A 19,272-nucleotide genomic window follows, 5' to 3' on the forward strand; every position below is an offset into this window, starting at 1 on the left:
CAGGAGGAATAAGTATGAATAAATATAAAATCCGCAATGGATTCACCCCGTTAGAGATTAACCCAATAGAAACTTTAGTTTCAAATAAGATTGCAAAAGCTAATGAGGAGACAAAGATATTTCCGGTTAGTTACGGTCGCCAAAGATACAATGGCGACCTATCTCTAACGGGGTTCACCCTCATTGAACTTCTTGTCGTTATCGCAATTATCGGTATGCTTGCGGCAATTTTGATGCCCACATTAAATAACACAAGAGAAAGAGGAAGAAGAGCCGTTTGTATAGGAAATCTAAAAGTCATAGGCGAAGCATTCAATATGTATAATATAGATATTGGAGAAATGCCTACTACAGAGGATATCCCTCCTGTTGGTCTCCCTAACAACGATGCAACCGATAAAATTGGGGATGCTGGAACATCAATAGTTCCCATAGGAATGGGTTATTTTTACGATAAATATATAGAAGATTTTACCGTCTTTGTATGCCCTTCAAGTGATTACTTAAGAGACCCCAAAGCCATTAAACAACTTTGGGACGCAGATAATGATACTTATTCCAGTTACATTTACAGAGCAGAATCGGGAAGTAACGAGGGTTTAATGCTCGCGGATTCAAAACCGGCAATAGTTATGGACTACAATGATATAACAGATTCTAATGATAAAAAATACAACCACAAAGGAAAATATGTAAATATCCTCTTCAGAAACGGGAATGTTAAGGGAGTGGAAAATAAAGATGATACGGAGCCCAATAAAGATGGACAATTAACTCTCGGCGGAGAAGATATGTTGACAGGAACAGTAAACATAAATACCCTTTTCCGACATGTGAGCGGCGGTGGTATATTAATTGGCGGCGCAGACTCATATCAATAAGAAATAAAAAGAACAACTTGACATGCAAGATATAATAGAAACCAAAAATTGATGAAAATTAAATTTTTAACTTGCCTTTTGATTTTAGGTTTAATCGGATTCATTGGTATTACCACTATAAATTCCGCAGAAGTTTCCCCTACTCCGACAGAACTAAAATCTTCCGTAGCAATTCCAAGCGATTCCGATAAAGACGGTTATAGTAATTTATGCGAGTCTTTACATAAATCAGACCCACAGGATAAAGAAAGTACACCTAAAGAAAATATCACAATCAATGTCCCTTCGGATATAAAAACAATTCAAGGAGCAATAAATATAGCAATAGACGGCGACACTATTGTAGTTGCCCAAGGCAAATATCAAGGTAATATAAATTTCAACGGCAAAACAATTACCTTAACAAGCACCGACTCGCTTAATCCCGATGTAGTAGCCAGAACTATTATAGAAGGTACTCATCCCGGCAGTGTTATTACAATAGACACTAATTCAACGCTAAAAGGATTCACGATTACGAGCACATCTTCAAATTGCAGAGGCATATACTGTAAAAATGCTTCTCCTATAATAGAAAACTGTACAATTATCGATAACCAAACCACCGAACTTGGCGGCGGAATATACTCCACAAAGAAATCCAAGCCAAAAATAATAAACTGCATAATTTCAAGAAACAAAGATTCAAGTGGCACACACGAATCAGCGCAAGCCCTAAACCAGAACAAGTTCGGTTCAGGGCAGGTTTTTGGCGGAACACCACAAATTACCCAATCTTGGATTAACGGACAAGGATTGGTGGACAATACGACCGAAGAGATAGCCGTCCAAATACCAAGTTCTACTGCTGAAACCCCATCCACACAACCTACATCTACACCAACACCAAACGAACCATTACCTGAAATCCCTGAAACTACCGATAAAGTTTTTCAAATAATACCATTATCCGGTTCGCCTGTATGGTATGTCGACGATGATGCCCCTGATACGGGAACCGGAACATCCTGGGAAGACGCTTTTAAATATTTGAAAGATGCCTTGAACGATACTGGAATTCTACCCGGCGAAGAAATATGGGTAGCGCAAGGCACTTATAAACCCGACCAAGGAGACAGTATAATACTTGGTGATCGTACCGCCACCTTCCAGCTAATCAACGGTGTAACTCTCAAAGGCGGCTATGCAGGACTTGCTAACCCCTCAAATCCTGACGAAAGAGATAGAGCAAATTACCAAACCATCTTGAGCGGTGATATTGGAATACCAGATAATGAGGCTGATAATAGTTACCATGTTGTCGAAAGCAGTGGAACAGATACGATTGCAGTTTTCGACAGTTTTACCGTTACAGCCGGGAATGCCAACGGTTCAGCCCCCTATAACTCTGGCGGCGGAATGTATAACGCTGGAGACAGTCCTGTAGTAACCAACTGCAGATTTACAGAAAATTCAGCCATTTTGGGCGGAGCGGTTTTCTCCGGCGCAACTACAGAACAAGATATTGTCTATATAGACTCCTGCCAAACTCTTGACCAGCCATATACAACATACTATTTGACCCAAGACCTAATCGGAGAAGAAGTCACCACAATCCATATCACTGCAGAGGGTATAATCTTTGACGGGCAGGGACACTCAATCACAAATCCGAATTTAGAAGCTCCTGTAATCCATTCCAGCGCAAACAACGTAACAATCAGAAATTTCGATTTAACTGCATCCTCGCAATATTTCTCTTCTGCTAATAACGGCTATGGCAAAGGAATCCATATAACCGCTGACAACAACACGGTTGAGAACAATACCGTTACAGATACTTTCTGGGGAATTGCAGTCAGCGGCGATAATAATATCATCCAAAACAACACCGTAGAAGCAAACGCAAAGGGAATTCATTTATCAGGCGATAACAATATCGTCAAAAACAACCTCGCAAGAAATAATAATAAACATCAGAGCTGGGGTTTAGGCGTCTGGGTAGGACAGTCCAATCAATTCATCAATAACAAAGTTTACGGCAACAAATATGGGCTTGTTCTATATGACGCAGACTATACTCTACTAAAATGCAACAATATATATGAGAATACAAGACAGAATATTTATTATTATTCAAATACGCAAAATGTAACTACTGATGATAATTGTGATGACATTGACTGTATAATAGTAGATTCCTGCCAGGCGCTTGACCAGCCAAATACAACATACCGTCTTGCTGTAGACCTATTAGGAGAAGAAGTCTGCGCCAAATGTATAAATATCATCGCAGAAGGAGTTACCTTTGATGGAGGAAGCCATACAATCCGAACTTCATTACAAGAACCCGTCATCTATTCAACAAAAGCAAACACCACAATCAAAGACTGTATTCTTCAAGGGCCTTCATCCGGTTCTTACGGCACTTCCCAAGGAATTAAGTTTAAGGGTGAAGCAAGCGGTATAATCCAAAACAACAAAATCAGTGGTTTTGGCACAGGGCTTGATATTCAATCCGGCAACGGGAATATTATTGATAATAACATCTTAGAAAACAATATCAAGGCGCTGCATCTGATGGGGAATAACTGCGCCAATAATATTATCAAAAACAACTTGGTAAAAAACAACACAAGAAGCCAAGGCTGGGGAATGGCAGTTTGGACAGGAGAAGGACACCAATTTAACAACAACAAAGTTTACGGCAACAAATACGGAATTGTTCTTTACGGCACAAATCATACACTCCTAAAATGCGACCAATATTTCAGTAATAATTACAAAGACATTTATCTTTACAGAGATAATCAGTATGGCACTCCTGCCTCCAACAACCGCGATGTCAATGCTTATGGAGTAAGCTATTCTACAAAATATATCGGCTTCGGAGCAGAGTTTAATGAATACCCCGACGATTGCGACGAGCTTGAATGTATCTGGCAAAATGATGTATGTGAAGTTACTACAATAACAAACGAACAGTCATCTCCAATTTTCACAAACTGCATCTTTGACGGCAATTCCGCTTCCTATGGAGGTGGTGTGTTTAGTTCGTTTTCTTCTATAGAACTCATAAATTGCATATTCAGCGGAAACTTTGCCGGTTATGGCGGAGCAGTAGCAATTGATGGCTGCAACGAACCTGAACTTTCAAAAATAACTAACTGCACTTTTTACGGAAACTCTGCCACTGCTTATGGTAATGGTATATATAATGTTGACAGCAACCCAACAATAATAAACTGTATATTATGGGATAGCGGAGAAGAAATATATAATGACGGTACATCAAATCCAACCGTCACTTACTGTGATATACAAGGCGGCTACACAGGTGAAAGCAACATAGACAGCGACCCGTTATTTGTGAATGCAAGTAATCCCGCGGGTGTGGATGGAATTTTTGCCACTATAGATGACGGATTAAGGATTCGTACAAACAGTCCGTGTGTTGATTCGGCAAACGGAGAGACTGCGCCATTAACAGATATAACCGGACTTGAACGCATAGATATTGCTAATGTTCCCAATACCGGCGCGGGCGCTCCCAACTATGCCGATATCGGCGCCTGCGAATCAGGACACGACTTTGATTCCGACGGTATGCCGGATGAATGGGAAAGTTTTTATGGACTTAATCCTTATAATCCCGATGCAAATGATGACCCGGATATTGACAATTTGACTAACTTACAAGAATATCTAACTGGCACCAATCCCAATGATTCAGATACAGATGATGATGATTTAAATGATGGTGACGAAGTTAATCTTTATAACACTGACCCGCTTAATCCCGACAGCGACGACGATTTAATGCCTGACGGTTGGGAAGTTCAATATAATTTAGACCCGCTTGACCCAAGTGATGCAAATGATGACCTGGACGAAGACGAAGTCACCAACTTATGGGAATATACATACAATACAAATCCAAATAATCCTGACACTGATGAGGACGGATTAAGTGACGGATATGAAATATATGCCTATGGCACAGACCCCAACAATCCTGATTCTGACGGCGATGGTGTAAGTGACGGAGATGAAGTAAATCAGGGAAGTGACCCTACAGATCCTTTAGATGAAGGACAGCCGCCCACACCGGAAGACCTTTTATCCCTGTTGGAAACGGCTTATTATGCCGGAGATTTGGAAGGAATAGCCATAAATGCGGACAAATTAATGAAACAAGGTTCAGCGGCTACTCTTCAACTATTAGCAGTCCTTCAAGATGAAGAAAAAGACCTTGGTTTCCGCGGAATAATAGCAGAAATAATAGAAGAAATAAAAGACCCAAATTCCGCAGACGCTTTAATTGCAATCTTGGAAGATGTAAATCAGGATACATACATTAGAGCAGAAGCGGCATACATATTAGGAACAACAGAAAGCGATACAGCCCTTGCTCCCTTGCTAAATGCTCTTAATAATCCCGATATAGACATAAAATCTTCCGCTGCTTTAGGTTTGGGTCTCTTAGGAAGAGAAGAAGCAATTACTCCTCTTATTATCCTTTTAGAAAATACGGAAGAAGAAGCGATAGTTCGTGTCCGTTGCGGTGAAGCGTTATCTAATCTTAACACCTTATTAGCATTAGATACATTTATAAATACACTTCAGAATGATGAAGATGAAACAATGAGAGGACGTTCTGCTTTATGGCTCGGTTCGCTTGAACATTCAGACGCAGTCCCGTCTTTAATAGAAGCTGTAAATGAAGATAGTAGTCTTTACGTAGCCGACAACGCTGCTATTGCTTTAGGAATGATAGGAGACATTTCCGCTGTAGATACTTTAATAAGCGCTTTAGACAGAGGCGGACTTCTTAGAATAAACTCCGCAGAGGCATTGGCTCAAATAGGCGATTTGAGCGCCGCTCAATCAATAGCCGATGCTATAGGAAACGAACAAGATACTTGGGGAAAACAAAAATTAATAGAAGCATACGAACAATTGACAGGAGTGGAATATCAGCCATGAAGAAAATAGCCATCTATATATTTATTGGAATAATAAGTATTTTTCTTATTTCCAGTTTTTTTCTTTCCGGCTGGACTGATTGGAAAAAGTTGGGACTTGAGGGAAAACTCGTTTATGTTGGGACGTTTGACCAAATTCACATTTTAGATTTGGCTACGGGTAGAGACAATAGATTAGGAGAAAGAGGAGATTACCCTATTTTGTTATCTCCTGATAGCAAAAAAATAGCTTTTCATTCCTATACAGGAACAACAGGTTTAATAATAATGGATATTGCAACAAAAGAAAAAGAAGTAATAGATAAAGGTATTTGTAGACCAATCTCTTGGTCTCCTGATATGACAAAATTTGCCTATTGGACAAACAAATTCCTAGAAGAAAATTATATGGGCGCTATGGTTTTTGACCTAAAAGACAAGAAAAAATATTACATGAATACGCCTTCTTTTAATTGGTCCCCTGATAGTAAAAAGATTGCCTGCGGTCTTCTCAGAAAAGTATATAAATATCATCAATTATTTGGGCCAAAAAGTTCGGTGGAAGATATAGAAAGAGGGAAAGACCAAATTGTAATAGTTAGAAACGGTTTTATTTCCTCTATGTGGATAAGAGATCCTTCTTCCGGTGAAGAAAGAGAAATATACAACGCTGAAACAAAAAACTTTTCAGAAGAAGCAGATAATCTTGTATTTAAGGTTAGAGATTCTGAAATGGATAAATACGCATTAATAGAAAAAAATAATGAAAATGATTTGAAACAGTTAAGTATTATAGATAAAAAAGATATAAAAAAATATAGTTATAGTGGTTATAGGTATGCACAAGAAGAAGAAAGAATTTGCATTATAGATTTGGGAAATATGAGCAAACAAGATTTAGGACAAGGATATGACCCGCAGTTCTCTTCTGATGGTAGAGAAATTGCATTTTCAAAGCTAGGGAAACCTAATTCAGTATGGATAATATCTTTGGAAAGTGGCGAGAGAAAAAAACTAATAGACGGAGGGTCAAGTCCGCTATTTTCGCCTGATGGAAAGAAAGTTTTATTTTTCAAAGGAGAAAACATTTGGATAGTGGATAGAGATGGGAATAACCAGAAACAATTGACTTCCATTGACTCTAATAAAAAAGATTATAGGGTAAGCAATCCGCAATGGATGGAAAACACTAAAATAATATATGAAAAATGGTCTTTTGACACAGAGGCACCAATGGGTTTTTATTATTACTATGCAGTAAATACAGACGGAACAGATAACCAAATGCTTAAAAAGATTCTGTGGACAGCTTTTTAAAATGAGAGCCAAAAATATGCCAAGGATTATAAATTTTTGCCTGATGATAGGACTTTATCTCTTATCTTTATCTCTTTATGCAGGTGACTTGGGTTCGGTTGACGGTCATGCTTTGGTCTTTGAGAAGGGAGATATTATATCTTATCAGGGAAAGGAAGGGATTACTTTTACTTATGGGCATAATGGTATTTTTTATGAATGGCCCATAACAGAAGCAGATTCTCACGATTCCTCTCAATATGCCACTATAGAAGCTCTGGGGTATGAATTTCCGGTAGGCAAACGTGATATAGCTAATTTTTTAGAGCGTGGACGTGCATTCTGGGGAGTCTATAAGAACGCAAATCTAACTTATCTTCAACGAAACAAAATAGTAGATACCGCTAAAAATCAGTTTGGAGTTAAATATTCAGTAATAAAGATAAAAAGACCTAGGGAAATATACGGTGATAAAGCTTCTTTTCGTTGTGACGGATTAGTAGAATACTGTTATGAACAAGTGGGAGTAGATTTAGTGCAGAGAGATGCTGCTTGGCCTCAATGGCCATGGGAAACCTTAATATCTCCTCTAAAGCAAATACAGTCTTCTCATTTAGCAGAACGCACATCGGCTTCGGTAGAAACAGTAGAATTAGAAAGAGTTCTTCAAAATGGTGAGCCAATAGAACCTGATGAAAATGATATATATTATGTTTACGATAGACCAATAACTGACATAGTGACGATAGAAGCAAACGTAAGCGATGGTGACTATGGTTCAGGAATCAGAATGACCGATTTCTGGATTGGCGCACCAGATGATACCCCGGATGTATTTGAAAGTAATGATAGCGGTAAAAGGATAGGAATAGATAACCATCCTACAACAGTTGGCGGCATATATAAAGCGGACTGGGACATTGACGATTTTGAACCCGGCGAATACATCATCCATGTTTTAGCCTACGACCAAGCGGGGAATATGAAAAACATTGAGATAAAGATGTGGAAGAGACTGGAGATCGTACCTAATTGGACACTAATAAGAGAAATACGATTGGGAAGGGTAGAGTACTCTGTTTCGCCAGAGTATAGTTTTAACAAAGCGAAAGAAGATTGGAATAAAAATGACTGGTACTTTACGTATCTGGTGGGAGTGGATGTTCGTTTCGGATGGCTGGATTATGCGTTGCGGTATTATGTAGTCATTGGCAGAGGCAAACCTCATACGGATTTAACAGCTTATAACCCTGATCAATATCGTGCAGAAGTTTGGTATCAAATTACGAAAGGTGGCCCGATATATGCTGTATTTGATGCTCACAATAGCGGATATACAGAAAATAAATGGTATAAATATCCAGAAGACCCCGTAGTTGGAACTATTTGGACAGGAACCCAATGGATTCCGCCTGTTAATAACCCACCAAATTGGAATTGTTATCACGGTCCAGAAGAAGGAAAGATAGGGTGGGTTGCCGGAGATTGGAAATTCTTATTGCTACCTAAATAGAAGGGGGACCCAAGTAATTGGTAAAATAGGGACAGCTGTCCCTATTTATTGACATAACTGAGCAATTAGACAAGCTGTGAACTCTAAACTTTCTTAGAACTGGTGGTCCCCTGTTTTATCTTCAAGGTAAGCGAGTGAACGGGTTAACCAATTAAGAGTTTAATCATTTAACCGGCTAACTAAAAATAGTTTACAGTAACTACTTATAACCGAATTAAGGGATTTGACATATGCTTGACATTTGTCTGACGTATGTTATACACTACAGTAGCTCATCTACCATGTGTAGAAGGAGTATCGGTGTCGTCTTTCGAGGCGACGCCAGTCTTTTTATAAGACCTTTCGCAAGCTTTTAACAATTTTCTCTTCGTATGATTTCTATTTGTTGGATAGGATGTTAAGAACGGCGGAAAGGGAAAGGGGACAGACACCTTTAAAATATAAATTCTCAATCCTTATAACTACTGTTTTAATAATCCTATTAATTATGTCGACCCAAATGGGGCATCTCCCTCATTAATAGTCGTAATTGTTTGTCTTACAGCTCTGGGAATTTCGCTTGTAAATGCGTGGTTACAAACGGCATATGCCGGCAGATTTAAAAAAGATAAGTAGGTGTATTAGACAGTAAACAAGAGAGAAGAGAGAGAAGAGGGTCAAATCTTGACATTTGACAAAAATCTTTCAGGAAGGTCTTTTACCGAACGCTTTCAGTGCTGACAATCTGTGAACCCTAAACTTTCTTATAACTGGTAGTTCCCTGTTTTCTAAGAGATGCGGTTTCCCCCACCACTAAAGATCGGTGGTCAAGTAAAATTGACAAGATAAACTATCATTGGATTCCCGCATTTGCGGGAATGACAAAAGAAGAGAGCGGGAATGACAGGATTGCTTAAAATCAGGGACACATCCCATTTAATGTTTTCGAAAATTAGAAAATAGTAGAAAAATGATTTTCGGTTTCCGTTAATTACTTACAACTTAAAACTGCCCAATATCTTCCTCGCCTTTCAAATATAACCTTGGTATTACTACTTAATTGTCCATAAATATAAATAAGTGTATAATTTTGGCATGAAACAAATGGAAAATATAGAAAATAAACAAATTGAAGACATAAAGAGAACAATTACTCAAGTATTAGTGAGATATGAAGTCAAAAAAGCCGCTCTTTTTGGTTCTGTTGTAAGAGAAGAAGCAACTGAAGGCAGTGATATTGACTTGCTTGTTGAATTTAATGGAAGCAAGAGTTTATTAGACCTTGTAGGGTTAAAATTAGAACTGGAAGAATTGTTAGGGAAGAAAGTGGACGTTCTCACTTATAGGTCTCTCCATCCTCTTCTTAGAGAAAGAATATTGGCAGAACAGAAAGTAATTCTATGAAGAAAGATGTAAAAATATTATTAGAACACATATTGGAATGCATTGGATTGATTGAAGAATATATAAAAGATAAGACAGAAAAAGACTTTTTCGCTTCTGTTCAACTTCAAGATTCTATTATTCGGCGCATAGAAATCATAGGTGAAGCGGTTAAACACATTCCTGATGAGACAAAAGAAAAATATCCACAGATACAATGGAAAAGGATTGCAAGTATGCGCGATGTACTTGTCCATGAGTATTTCGGCATAGATTTAGTGTTGACATGGAAAGTTGCCAAACAAGATATTCCTGAGTTGAAAAAGAGAATATTGGAAGTCCTCTCAAAAATGTAGATTACTTCACAACTGTCAAATCCTCAATAGATAGTCCCTTCAAACTATCCACCACAAAATCGGCTTGTTGGAGTTTGGATTCTGCAAAAGTGCTTGCAACTCCAACAACAATAAATCCTCCCTTTTTTCCTGCTTGGATACCGGCAGGCGAATCTTCTATTACGAGAGCTTCCCCGGGTAAAACATCAAGTTTTTTTGCGGTTAATAAGAATATTTCAGGGTCGGGCTTTAGGTTTTTGCATTCTTCGGCGGTAGTAATTGCGTCAAAATCCCTTATATCTATACCTGCCCCCTTTAAAGTTATCTCTAAAATCGACCTATGAGAAGATGTTGCGATTGCGGTTTTAAGTCCTACTCTTTTCACTTCTTTTATGAGTGCAACAACTCCCTGGAAAGGTTTTATACCGCCAGCAAGGGCAATCTCACGGAAATTTTCCTCTCTCTTTTTCATCGCTTTTCCCATATTAATGGATACATTGTATTTTTCAGCCACGCCCATAATATATTTTTTGGTTCCGGTACCGACAAATGGCAGGAAATCTTTTTTCGTTACTTCTATGCCATAGAGTTGTCTAAACATATCGACAGTAGCCCCAGCAGTGGCACCTTCCGTATTGACTATCACCCCGTCCATATCAAAAATAACCGCTTTTATCATTTTACTATCAATTTGTTCTCTAACTCTTCCAGCTTCTTTTTAACCTCTTCCCTCGTAGAATCAAGAGAAACGGATATTTCCCATTGTTTTTTTGCTTCCGCAAAATTTCCTTTTTTGTAATATGCGTCTCCGAGGTGTTCTCTTATTATGGAATCATCTGTATTATATTTTTGCAAAAGTTCAATGGCTCTACTAAGTTCAAAAAGCGCTTTATCAATAATCCCTTTTTGATAATAAACCCACCCCAGAGAATCGACGAAATAGCCATTGTCAGGTTCTATTTTTAATGCTTTCTCTATTAGAAAAATAGCTTCGTTAAGGTTTATGCCTTTTTCAGCAAACATATAACCCAGATAGTTTAACGCTTCGGCGTTTTCGGGGTTCATTTTTATTGTTTTCCTTAAACAATAAACCGCTCTAAACCAATTTTTGTTTTGCTCGTAAGAAGCCGCAAGCTGAAATGCAATAAAATCGTCATCAGGATTAAATTCGTGCGCTTTTCTTAAATAATTTATTGCTTCGTTATAATTTTTAAATTGCAAATGGACTATTCCAAATAACAGATTTATCCTGTCTTTGGCAAGCAAAGATTTTTCTAAAGCATCATTTAACAAAGCCAGCGCCTCATCTTTTTTCTCTTGCTCACCATATACGTGAATGAGGAGAAAATAAGAAACATAAGAATTCGGCATAAGTTGAATGGATTTTTTTAAATTTTCTTCCGCTTTATCCATACTGTTAAGTTGTACTAATAACGTTCCCAAAAGATAATAGATGCGGGCATCTTTAATAGGATAATCTTGCAAAACTTTTAGCCCCTTTGAGTACTCTCCTTTCCTATAATACAGTTGGGCTAAATTTGTCGCGCTTACATAATCGCTGTTATTTATTTGCAGAGCTTTCTCGTATATAAAAATCGCCTCATTCACATTGTCCAAACGGCTATATATTTCGCCCAACTTATAATGAAGAGCAAGAGAAAGAGGCGAAAGCTCAAACGCTTTCTTATATTCTTCTAAAGCTTCTTCAAGTTGTTCGTCTGCTTCGTAAAAAGTTCCAAGCGCCGCGTATAACTCCACATCATCAGGATAAAGAACCTGCGCTTGCTTTAAATACCCTAACCCCTCCGCAAAATTTTTAACTCTCGCATATTCCATCCCGATTAAAAGATAAATTCTTTTCAGGTCATCAGCCTCTTCGCTGTCTATAAGCTCTATCATTTTTTGGGCGTATTTTTCGGCTGTTTCCCACTTCTTATCGTTTAAAAAAAGCGTAAAAAGTAAATAATTGACTTTTTGATTCTGCGGATTTCTTTTTAAAATCCTCTCTGCAATCTTAAAAGCATTTTTGTTTTTGCCTTCGCTTTTATATATTTGCGCCAGAATCAATTCCAAATCTTCTTCATCCGGGAACCGTTTTAAAGTTTCTTCCAATAAATCCCTTGCCGATTCCATTTTATTGTGGCTGATAAATAGCGTTATCAACTTTTTTCGCAAATAAAACGAGGAAGGATCGCACTGGATAGCTTTTTCGTATTCCTGAATAACTTTTTCGCTATTACCTTTTACTCTTTCTAATTGAGCATTTAAGAAATGGGCGTAAGCGCAAGAAGTTCCTTTTGAAGCAGAATAGCTATGCTGCGGAAAAATGATATTACCCAGAAAAAAAATGAACAAAAAAACGGAGTATCGGGCTATTTTATTCATAGTACGGATTATACAAGAAATGGAAAATTGCTTAAATGTTTACCCCGTTAGAGATTAATTTCCCAGTGCTAAAGTACGGAAGTCCCTTATTGAATCAACCCCGCAGAGTGTCGGAAAAATATCCTTTTGGGAAATTTTTCCGATGGTTTACGTCGCGGGGTAATCGGAACTATGTTCCGATTAAGGAACAACTTTATTCAACGGATATTCTACAATGTCTGTGGCACCCACTTTTTTAAGCTGTGGGATAAGGTCTCTCACCTTCTTTTCTTCTATTACTACCTCGATAGCAAACCAAAAAGTAGCAGGCCCTTCTAAAGCAAGTCTAGACATAGTAGGATTTATTCCCATTTTAGAAAAAATAGAGGTTATATTGCTCAACTTGGATTTAGGAATGTTCATTTTTAACCCCACTTTGTCTTCAGCATTCAGGGCGCCTTTGAGCAGTAACGCAATATTGTCTATTTTGGCTTTTTTCTGTTTATCAGCATAAGATTTCTTGTTTGCGATAAGCCTGGTGGTAGATTCCAGAATAGTTTCAACTATTCTTAAGTTACTAGCTCTTAGCGAAGCTCCCGTTTCGGTAAGCTCCACAATAGCATCGGCTAAATAGGGGGGTTTGACTTCGGTCGCGCCCCACGAAAATTCAACTTCAGCCTTGACTTTGTTTTTCTTAAGATATTCTTTCGTAACTTCCACAAGCTCGGTGGCTATTCGTTTACCCTGCAAATCTTTAACGCTTTTAATTTTTGAATCGTTGGGAACAGCAAGCACCCAGCGCACAGGTTTGAATCCTTCTTTTGCATATATCAGTTCACAAATTTCTACTACTTTTGCTTTGTTTTCTTTTACCCAATCCATACCTGTAAGCCCTGCATCTATAACGCCGCTTGCAACATATTTCGGGATTTCCTGCGCCCTTATAAGCATAGGTTCAATTTCCACATCATCTATTGACGGAAAATAAGAACGCCTGCCTACTATCATATTAAATCCGGCTTTCGCAAAAAGTTTAATCGTCGCTTCCTGCAAACTACCTTTTGGTATTCCAAGTTTTAATTTCATGGTGATATTTTATCATAAACCATAAACTATTAACTATAGACCATCAACAGTCTTTGGTAGTGACAAAGCTTGCTTTGCTTTTTTTGTTTGCAGAGTAAACTCTGCCACTACAGATAACAATAAACCTCGTCGATAAATCGGCAACTACATGTTTTGCTCTACTCTGCTTAAATTCCTAATTACTAATATCTAATTCCTAATGAAATGTCTAATGTCAAATTTCTTAAAAATCTTACGCATTTTATCATTGAGCATTTTTTAATTAGGTATTCATTAGAAATTGGTAATTGGATATTGGAAATTCTCTTAGTCTTCGGTCTTCGGTCTGGATTAGGGTATCACAGCGATTTTTATGCCTTCACCTTTTATTATTTTTTCAAACGCATCTAAAACTTTATCCAACGGAATTTTATCCGTAATTAAACGCGACAAGTTTAGCTTTTTTTCTGCAATTAAATCATACGCTTTTTTTACATGGACAGGAGTATGATGAAAGACACCTTTCATCGTAATTTGGGAATAATGCACAAGTTCGGTATCCAATTCTATTTTCTCGACTTGTCTGCAACCTCCAAAAAATAGAACCCTACCACCTCCTCTTACCATTTTAACGCTATCTTCCCACGCTTTAGGAATACCCGTTGCCTCTATCGCTATATCCGCTCCTTTGTCAAAAAATCTTTTAACCTCTGTAATAAAATCATCGTTTTCTTTAATCAAAAATCCCTTATCGCATCCTAACTTTTCCGCAACTTTCAACCTTTTTTCATTTTTTTCCGTTACTATGACTTTTACCCCGATATTTTTTAAAACAATAAGGAAAAGAAGCCCAATAGGACCTGCTCCGCTTATAACTACTTTGTCACCTTTTTTTACGCCTATTTCTTCAACTCCGTGAACAACACAAGAAAGCGGTTCCAAAAATGCTGCTTCTTCGTATGTGATATCCGCAGGAATTTTGAACATATTCGTTTCTACAATTGCTTCGGGAACTTTTATGTATTCCGCATAAGCTCCGTTTAAAAAAGTTAGGTGTTCACATAAAGAAAATTGATTTATTTTGCAGTAATAACATTTAAAACAGGGAGCAGAATTTGCAGCAACAACTCTATCGCCTTTTTTAAAATTCTTTATATGACTTCCTACTTCTTCTACGATACCCGCCCATTCGTGCCCAAATACGGAAGGAACACTTAACATTTTGGAATGTCCACCCCTTTGATATACTTTGGCATCGGTCCCGCAGGTTAGGGCAACTTTAATTTTTACCAGAACTTCCATATCGCTTATGGAAGGTTTTTCTACCTCTTCCAACCTTATATCTTTTACACCGCAAAGAACTGCCGCTTTCATTCTGAAAACCTCATCCCTTTTTCTAATTTATGCCCTTGTAAAAAATCCTGTATGCTCATTTTCCTTTTGCCTTCAATTTGTACTTCTAAAAGACTTAAGTCTCCCTCGCCTGTTGCAACAACAAGATTGTTTTTATCAACTTCTATTATTTCCCCTGAATTTATTTTTGCATCGCCAAGTTGAAGTATCTGTGCTTTATGTATTTTGAACATTTTCCCGTTTAAATGTGTGCAAGCAGACGGCCATGGATTTAGCCCCCGGACAAGATTAAAAATTTCTTCAGCGCTTTTATCCCAATCTATCAATCCGTCTTCTTTTTTTAACAAAGGAGCATAAGTTGCTTTGCTATCGTCTTGTCTGGTAGCAACCACTTTATTTTCTTTAATATTTTGCAAAGTGGAATACAATAGTTCCGCACCTTCTTTAGATAATTTCGCAGAAAGTGTTGCAGATGTGTCTTCCCGGCTTATTTCTACTTTTTTTTGATCAATGATATCTCCCTCATCCACTTTTTCGTTCATATACATAGTGGTAACGCCCGTATATTTATATCCGCGGATAATACTGCAGGGAACCGTGCCGGCTCCTCTCAAATCCGGCAGGAAAGAAGAATGCAGGTTAACACATCCTCGGGTAGGAATTTCTAATATTGCCTTCGGCAGTATTCCGCCGTAAGCTACAACAACTATTAATTCGGGTGCAAGCGATTTTATGTAAGATATCGCTTCATCTTTGAGTTTTTCGGGCTGATAAACGTTAATGCCAAGTTCTAAGGCGACAGTTTTTATTTCCAACGGAATAACCTTTAATCCCCTGCCTTTTTTTCTGTCAGGTTGGGTAATGACACTTAAGATATCTATGTCTTCCTTCTTTTCAGATAACAGTCTTAACGAGGGAAGGGAAAAATTATCAGAACCAAAAAATATTATTTTCATCGGCGTTTTATAAATCCTGCCTGATTGTTGTTTTTATATCTTTGTAATATCAAAAACTTTCACTTATGACATTTTAAGAAACTTTTAGGGAGATTGCAATTAAGGGTATAGTGACAGAACAGCAATTATTCTCTTGCTCCGTTAGAAGTCTGTATCACATTTACCTCTGCTAACAAGGGATTACAAGCATTTCGATTGTGCTGGGATTACTTCTAGCGGGGTTTTACCAAACCATAAACAGGGATTTCTATTTTAGGTTGAGTAAGGTTGTTGGTGTAGATAGTTATGTTTCCTTTTATGCTACCTACCGGTGCATTATCCTTTAGAGTAGCAGTTATTTCATATTCCTTGCCTTCGACCTTAGGATTTATGGCTACTGAAACAAACTGCAGAGAACTTTCTATTTTCTCTATCTTCAAAGGTTCCTTGCTTGTTGTGAATATAGTTACTTTGCACGAAGATGTTTCTTCTCGCTTTACAAACCCAAAAAAGAACATATCAGGACGCAGTTCTATATCACCTTTGATATTTCCCGTAACGGAAATTTCTATTTTGGGGTGTTTTTTATCATCAGTATATATAATCAGCTTCCCCTTGAATTCACCAATAGGAATATCAGGACTAATATTAACCTTCACCTCCCAACCTTCATAATTTTCATTTGTACTCTTATAAAAGTTGGTATAAAGATAATCAGAAGAGGACTCTATTTTAATAATTTTTAGTTCTCTATCTTCAGGTCCGATAATATAGAACTTCCTGATTGCCACAGCTTCTTTTTTAACATATCCAAAATCAATATTTTTACGTGAGACATGAAGTTCTCTCTTAATTGTTCCTTTTACTTGAAGTATGACTACTGGAGTTACCGGGTCATTACAATAAACATGTATACCATAATTTTGCTCGCCTGTTCTACCCCTAATATTAACAGTTGCTTTTATCTCGCCTTCCCCTTGAGGCGGAATGTTTTTTTCTGAAAGAAGGGTAGCATTTGCCCCACAGCATGCTTTCACCTTGGAAATTATTAAATCTTCCTTGCCTGCATTTTTGAATTTAAAAATATAGTTTAATGTATTATTCTTCGACTGTTCAATTACATCAAAATTATAAATATAAACATCAAATCTTATATCCGGTTTTTTTGTCTCTATTTTAGGAAGTGGAATTTTACCTTTGGAAATTAAAAGAGAAAAGCCGGAATAAGTATCAGTAAAATCTTTTTTGGATACCAAACGAGGTTCTTTGGGTGGGTCTATTATTCTTAGATTACCTCCTTCAAACCCATCTATTACAAGACAATGATTGTTCCGGAGATAAGCAATTATGGGTATCTTTAGCTTAGCAATGTCATCAAGACTTAGCTTCATTCCTACTGCATAGAGCCCTTTTGCTTCTGCTGCTTTAGCAAGTCCAGCCATTGTTGTGCCTTTTTTATCGTCATAGTCAGATAGTTTTTTCAGTTCATCAAGATTAGTTTCCACTCCTAATTTTTGACAGACCACTAAAAGACTATTAGGACCACAGAGAAGGTCTGATTTAACTTCGGCTTGAGCTGAAAGGAAGGAGAAAGAAATTAAAAATAACAAAAAAATTATTAAGAGAAATGATTTTATTTTCACAATATTTATATAAGAAGAACTACTATCTGGAGCCCCCCCCCTGCGTCTTTGTCGGCGGATATTAAGGACAAGGCTCTCCACCAGAGCAAGGTTCTCCACCAATCTCTATTGCCTTGTCTTGTATTTCATCCCAAACAGTTACGCCTTCTTTCCATTTAAGATGAAAGAAATCATCAGGAATACCTGTGTTTATTTCTACACTCTTTTCATCGACTATCAAAATATACTGTGCTCCTTTAACAGGATGGATTTCTCCTGGGCGACCAATTCCTTTTATAGGGAACCAAATACCATCTGCAAATTGCTTTAATTCAATTGAATCACAGGATACTATTACTCCTTTTTCGGGCATAAACACCTCAAATTTTAGAGGGCTAAAACCTCTACTAGTATCAATCCAAACTTTGTATTTAACAGATGTTCGGCTAGGTCTGGTTTCCCCTTCCACAACATAGCACTCATGTCCGTTGACTTTTCCTTTTCCTAATATTTCAGCAGTTCCGTTAAGCAGAACTTCGTCCCAATATAACGGTTCGGTGGAAATAGTAAAAACCAAACACTTGGGAGTAAGGATACCTCTTGGGAATTCATTACCTAGCATTATTCTTCCTGAACCAGGGTCATCCTTTTTATTTGGATGATACCAACTTGTAGCTACTTCCCCATCATAAGCAAATGTTTCTTCAAGAGTTGCATCATCTTCATATAGGGTTTTCGACCATGAAAATTCTTTCTCACCTTTAAGCGCCCAGTTAAATTCTTTAGTATCTTTTTGTGTTCCGTATTCAGGCTTTTTGCCAAGGTCAGTTTCAATTCTATAATTTAATTTAATGTCCTTTATTAGAGAGCGATGGTATTTCATCCCCATAGCAATATCATTGACAGTAACAACATCTTCCGCTACTATACTGGGAGCAAAAAGAATCACCACCACCACCCAAAAAATAGATACCTTTATACTCTGAAATTTTGACATTTTATCCCGTCTTTCCTGTTACTTTAATGGTTCCTTAACTTCTCCAATATTTTATGTCTTAGCTGCATGTAGAAAGATAACCACAACTACCGCTATAGTTGGGGTATGAACAACCACCTCCTTCACACATTCCTACTGTCCTATCCCCACATGAGATAAAGGCACCATACGAGCATGTATCTTCTGGACAGTATGATAAACTAAAAACACAACTTCTGCCCGAGCCAGAAGTTGGGCAATAGACACATTGTTGTCCTTCATTTTCCAAAGCAGTCCCATACTCTGAAACTGCTGGCCAAGAGCAAAACACTTCGGCACTGACCGAAGATGTACACCTTTGTCCATCTGGCCGACACCTTGTACCGCCTATATTACACTCCTCCCAAGGGTTACACTGAATGCATCCAGCTTTGACTAGGCTCATCTCCTTAACAGATAAAATGCCAGCGTTTAGAGTTGTAATTTTACTTAAATACAAACCCAATCCCAGAAGCAACACTACGGCTAACAAACTAACTATCATTAGCTTCTTCATTCTCCGCCTCCTTAATTTAGGAGTATTATACTCCCCCCTATTTTCTCTAACGCCTCTACTACTCTATATCT

General features: G+C 37.7%; 14 protein-coding genes. 6 read left to right on the forward strand and 8 right to left on the reverse strand.

The genetic code is table 11. From position 1 onward, the window contains the following. Positions 1 to 14: 14 nt before the first annotated feature. The 6 genes from KAS42_01245 (at position 15) to KAS42_01270 (ending at position 10,351) form a co-directional block, all read left to right on the forward strand. Positions 15 to 881: a prepilin-type N-terminal cleavage/methylation domain-containing protein gene (locus KAS42_01245; GenBank protein MCK4904858.1), complete on the forward strand. Its 867-nt coding sequence runs from the start codon at positions 15 to 17 to the stop codon at positions 879 to 881. A 51-nt stretch (positions 882 to 932) separates the two neighbouring features. Further along, positions 933 to 5,846: a right-handed parallel beta-helix repeat-containing protein gene (locus KAS42_01250; GenBank protein ID MCK4904859.1), complete on the forward strand. Its 4,914-nt coding sequence runs from the start codon at positions 933 to 935 to the stop codon at positions 5,844 to 5,846. After that, positions 5,843 to 7,141, forward strand: coding sequence for a hypothetical protein (locus tag KAS42_01255; protein ID MCK4904860.1), 1,299 nt, complete (start codon positions 5,843 to 5,845; stop codon positions 7,139 to 7,141). Before KAS42_01250 ends, KAS42_01255 begins: the two co-directional genes overlap by 4 nt. Before the next feature lie 16 nt (positions 7,142 to 7,157). Then, a complete protein-coding gene (locus KAS42_01260) occupies positions 7,158 to 8,633 on the forward strand; it encodes a hypothetical protein (protein ID MCK4904861.1) in 1,476 nt (491 codons plus the stop codon). Between the two features lie 1,083 nt (positions 8,634 to 9,716). After that, positions 9,717 to 10,016: a nucleotidyltransferase domain-containing protein gene (locus KAS42_01265; GenBank protein ID MCK4904862.1), complete on the forward strand. Its 300-nt coding sequence runs from the start codon at positions 9,717 to 9,719 to the stop codon at positions 10,014 to 10,016. After that, entirely contained in the window at positions 10,013 to 10,351 is a 339-nt protein-coding gene (locus KAS42_01270) for a DUF86 domain-containing protein (protein ID MCK4904863.1), read from the forward strand. Before KAS42_01265 ends, KAS42_01270 begins: the two co-directional genes overlap by 4 nt. Before the next feature lies 1 nt (position 10,352). Here KAS42_01270 and KAS42_01275 read toward each other — a convergent pair whose 3' ends face one another. The 8 genes from KAS42_01275 to KAS42_01310 form a co-directional block, all read right to left on the reverse strand. Next, on the reverse strand, positions 10,353 to 11,009 hold the full coding sequence (locus KAS42_01275) for an HAD family phosphatase (GenBank protein MCK4904864.1): 657 nt from the start codon (positions 11,007 to 11,009) through the stop codon (positions 10,353 to 10,355). Then, a complete protein-coding gene (locus KAS42_01280; GenBank protein ID MCK4904865.1) occupies positions 11,006 to 12,715 on the reverse strand; it encodes a tetratricopeptide repeat protein in 1,710 nt (569 codons plus the stop codon). Before KAS42_01280 ends, KAS42_01275 begins: the two co-directional genes overlap by 4 nt. 180 nt (positions 12,716 to 12,895) lie before the next feature. Further along, complete coding sequence (locus KAS42_01285) at positions 12,896 to 13,780, reverse strand: ATP phosphoribosyltransferase (protein MCK4904866.1); 885 nt, start codon at positions 13,778 to 13,780, stop codon at positions 12,896 to 12,898. 330 nt (positions 13,781 to 14,110) lie between these two features. After that, positions 14,111 to 15,133, reverse strand: coding sequence for an alcohol dehydrogenase catalytic domain-containing protein (locus KAS42_01290; GenBank protein MCK4904867.1), 1,023 nt, complete (start codon positions 15,131 to 15,133; stop codon positions 14,111 to 14,113). Further along, positions 15,130 to 16,068 carry a methionyl-tRNA formyltransferase gene (gene fmt, locus KAS42_01295; protein ID MCK4904868.1) on the reverse strand — a complete coding sequence of 313 codons (939 nt, stop codon included), beginning with the start codon at positions 16,066 to 16,068 and terminating at the stop codon, positions 15,130 to 15,132. Before fmt ends, KAS42_01290 begins: the two co-directional genes overlap by 4 nt. 212 nt (positions 16,069 to 16,280) lie before the next feature. Further along, on the reverse strand, positions 16,281 to 17,690 hold the full coding sequence (locus tag KAS42_01300; protein ID MCK4904869.1) for a DUF1573 domain-containing protein: 1,410 nt from the start codon (positions 17,688 to 17,690) through the stop codon (positions 16,281 to 16,283). Between the two features lie 61 nt (positions 17,691 to 17,751). Then, on the reverse strand, positions 17,752 to 18,666 hold the full coding sequence (locus tag KAS42_01305) for a hypothetical protein (GenBank protein MCK4904870.1): 915 nt from the start codon (positions 18,664 to 18,666) through the stop codon (positions 17,752 to 17,754). A gap of 132 nt (positions 18,667 to 18,798) precedes the next feature. Continuing rightward, on the reverse strand, positions 18,799 to 19,011 hold the full coding sequence (locus KAS42_01310) for a hypothetical protein (protein MCK4904871.1): 213 nt from the start codon (positions 19,009 to 19,011) through the stop codon (positions 18,799 to 18,801). Positions 19,012 to 19,272: the final 261 nt, after the last annotated feature.

The organism is bacterium, assembly GCA_023135785.1.
Taxonomy (GTDB): domain Bacteria; phylum CAIJMQ01; class CAIJMQ01; order CAIJMQ01; family CAIJMQ01; genus CAZNJA01.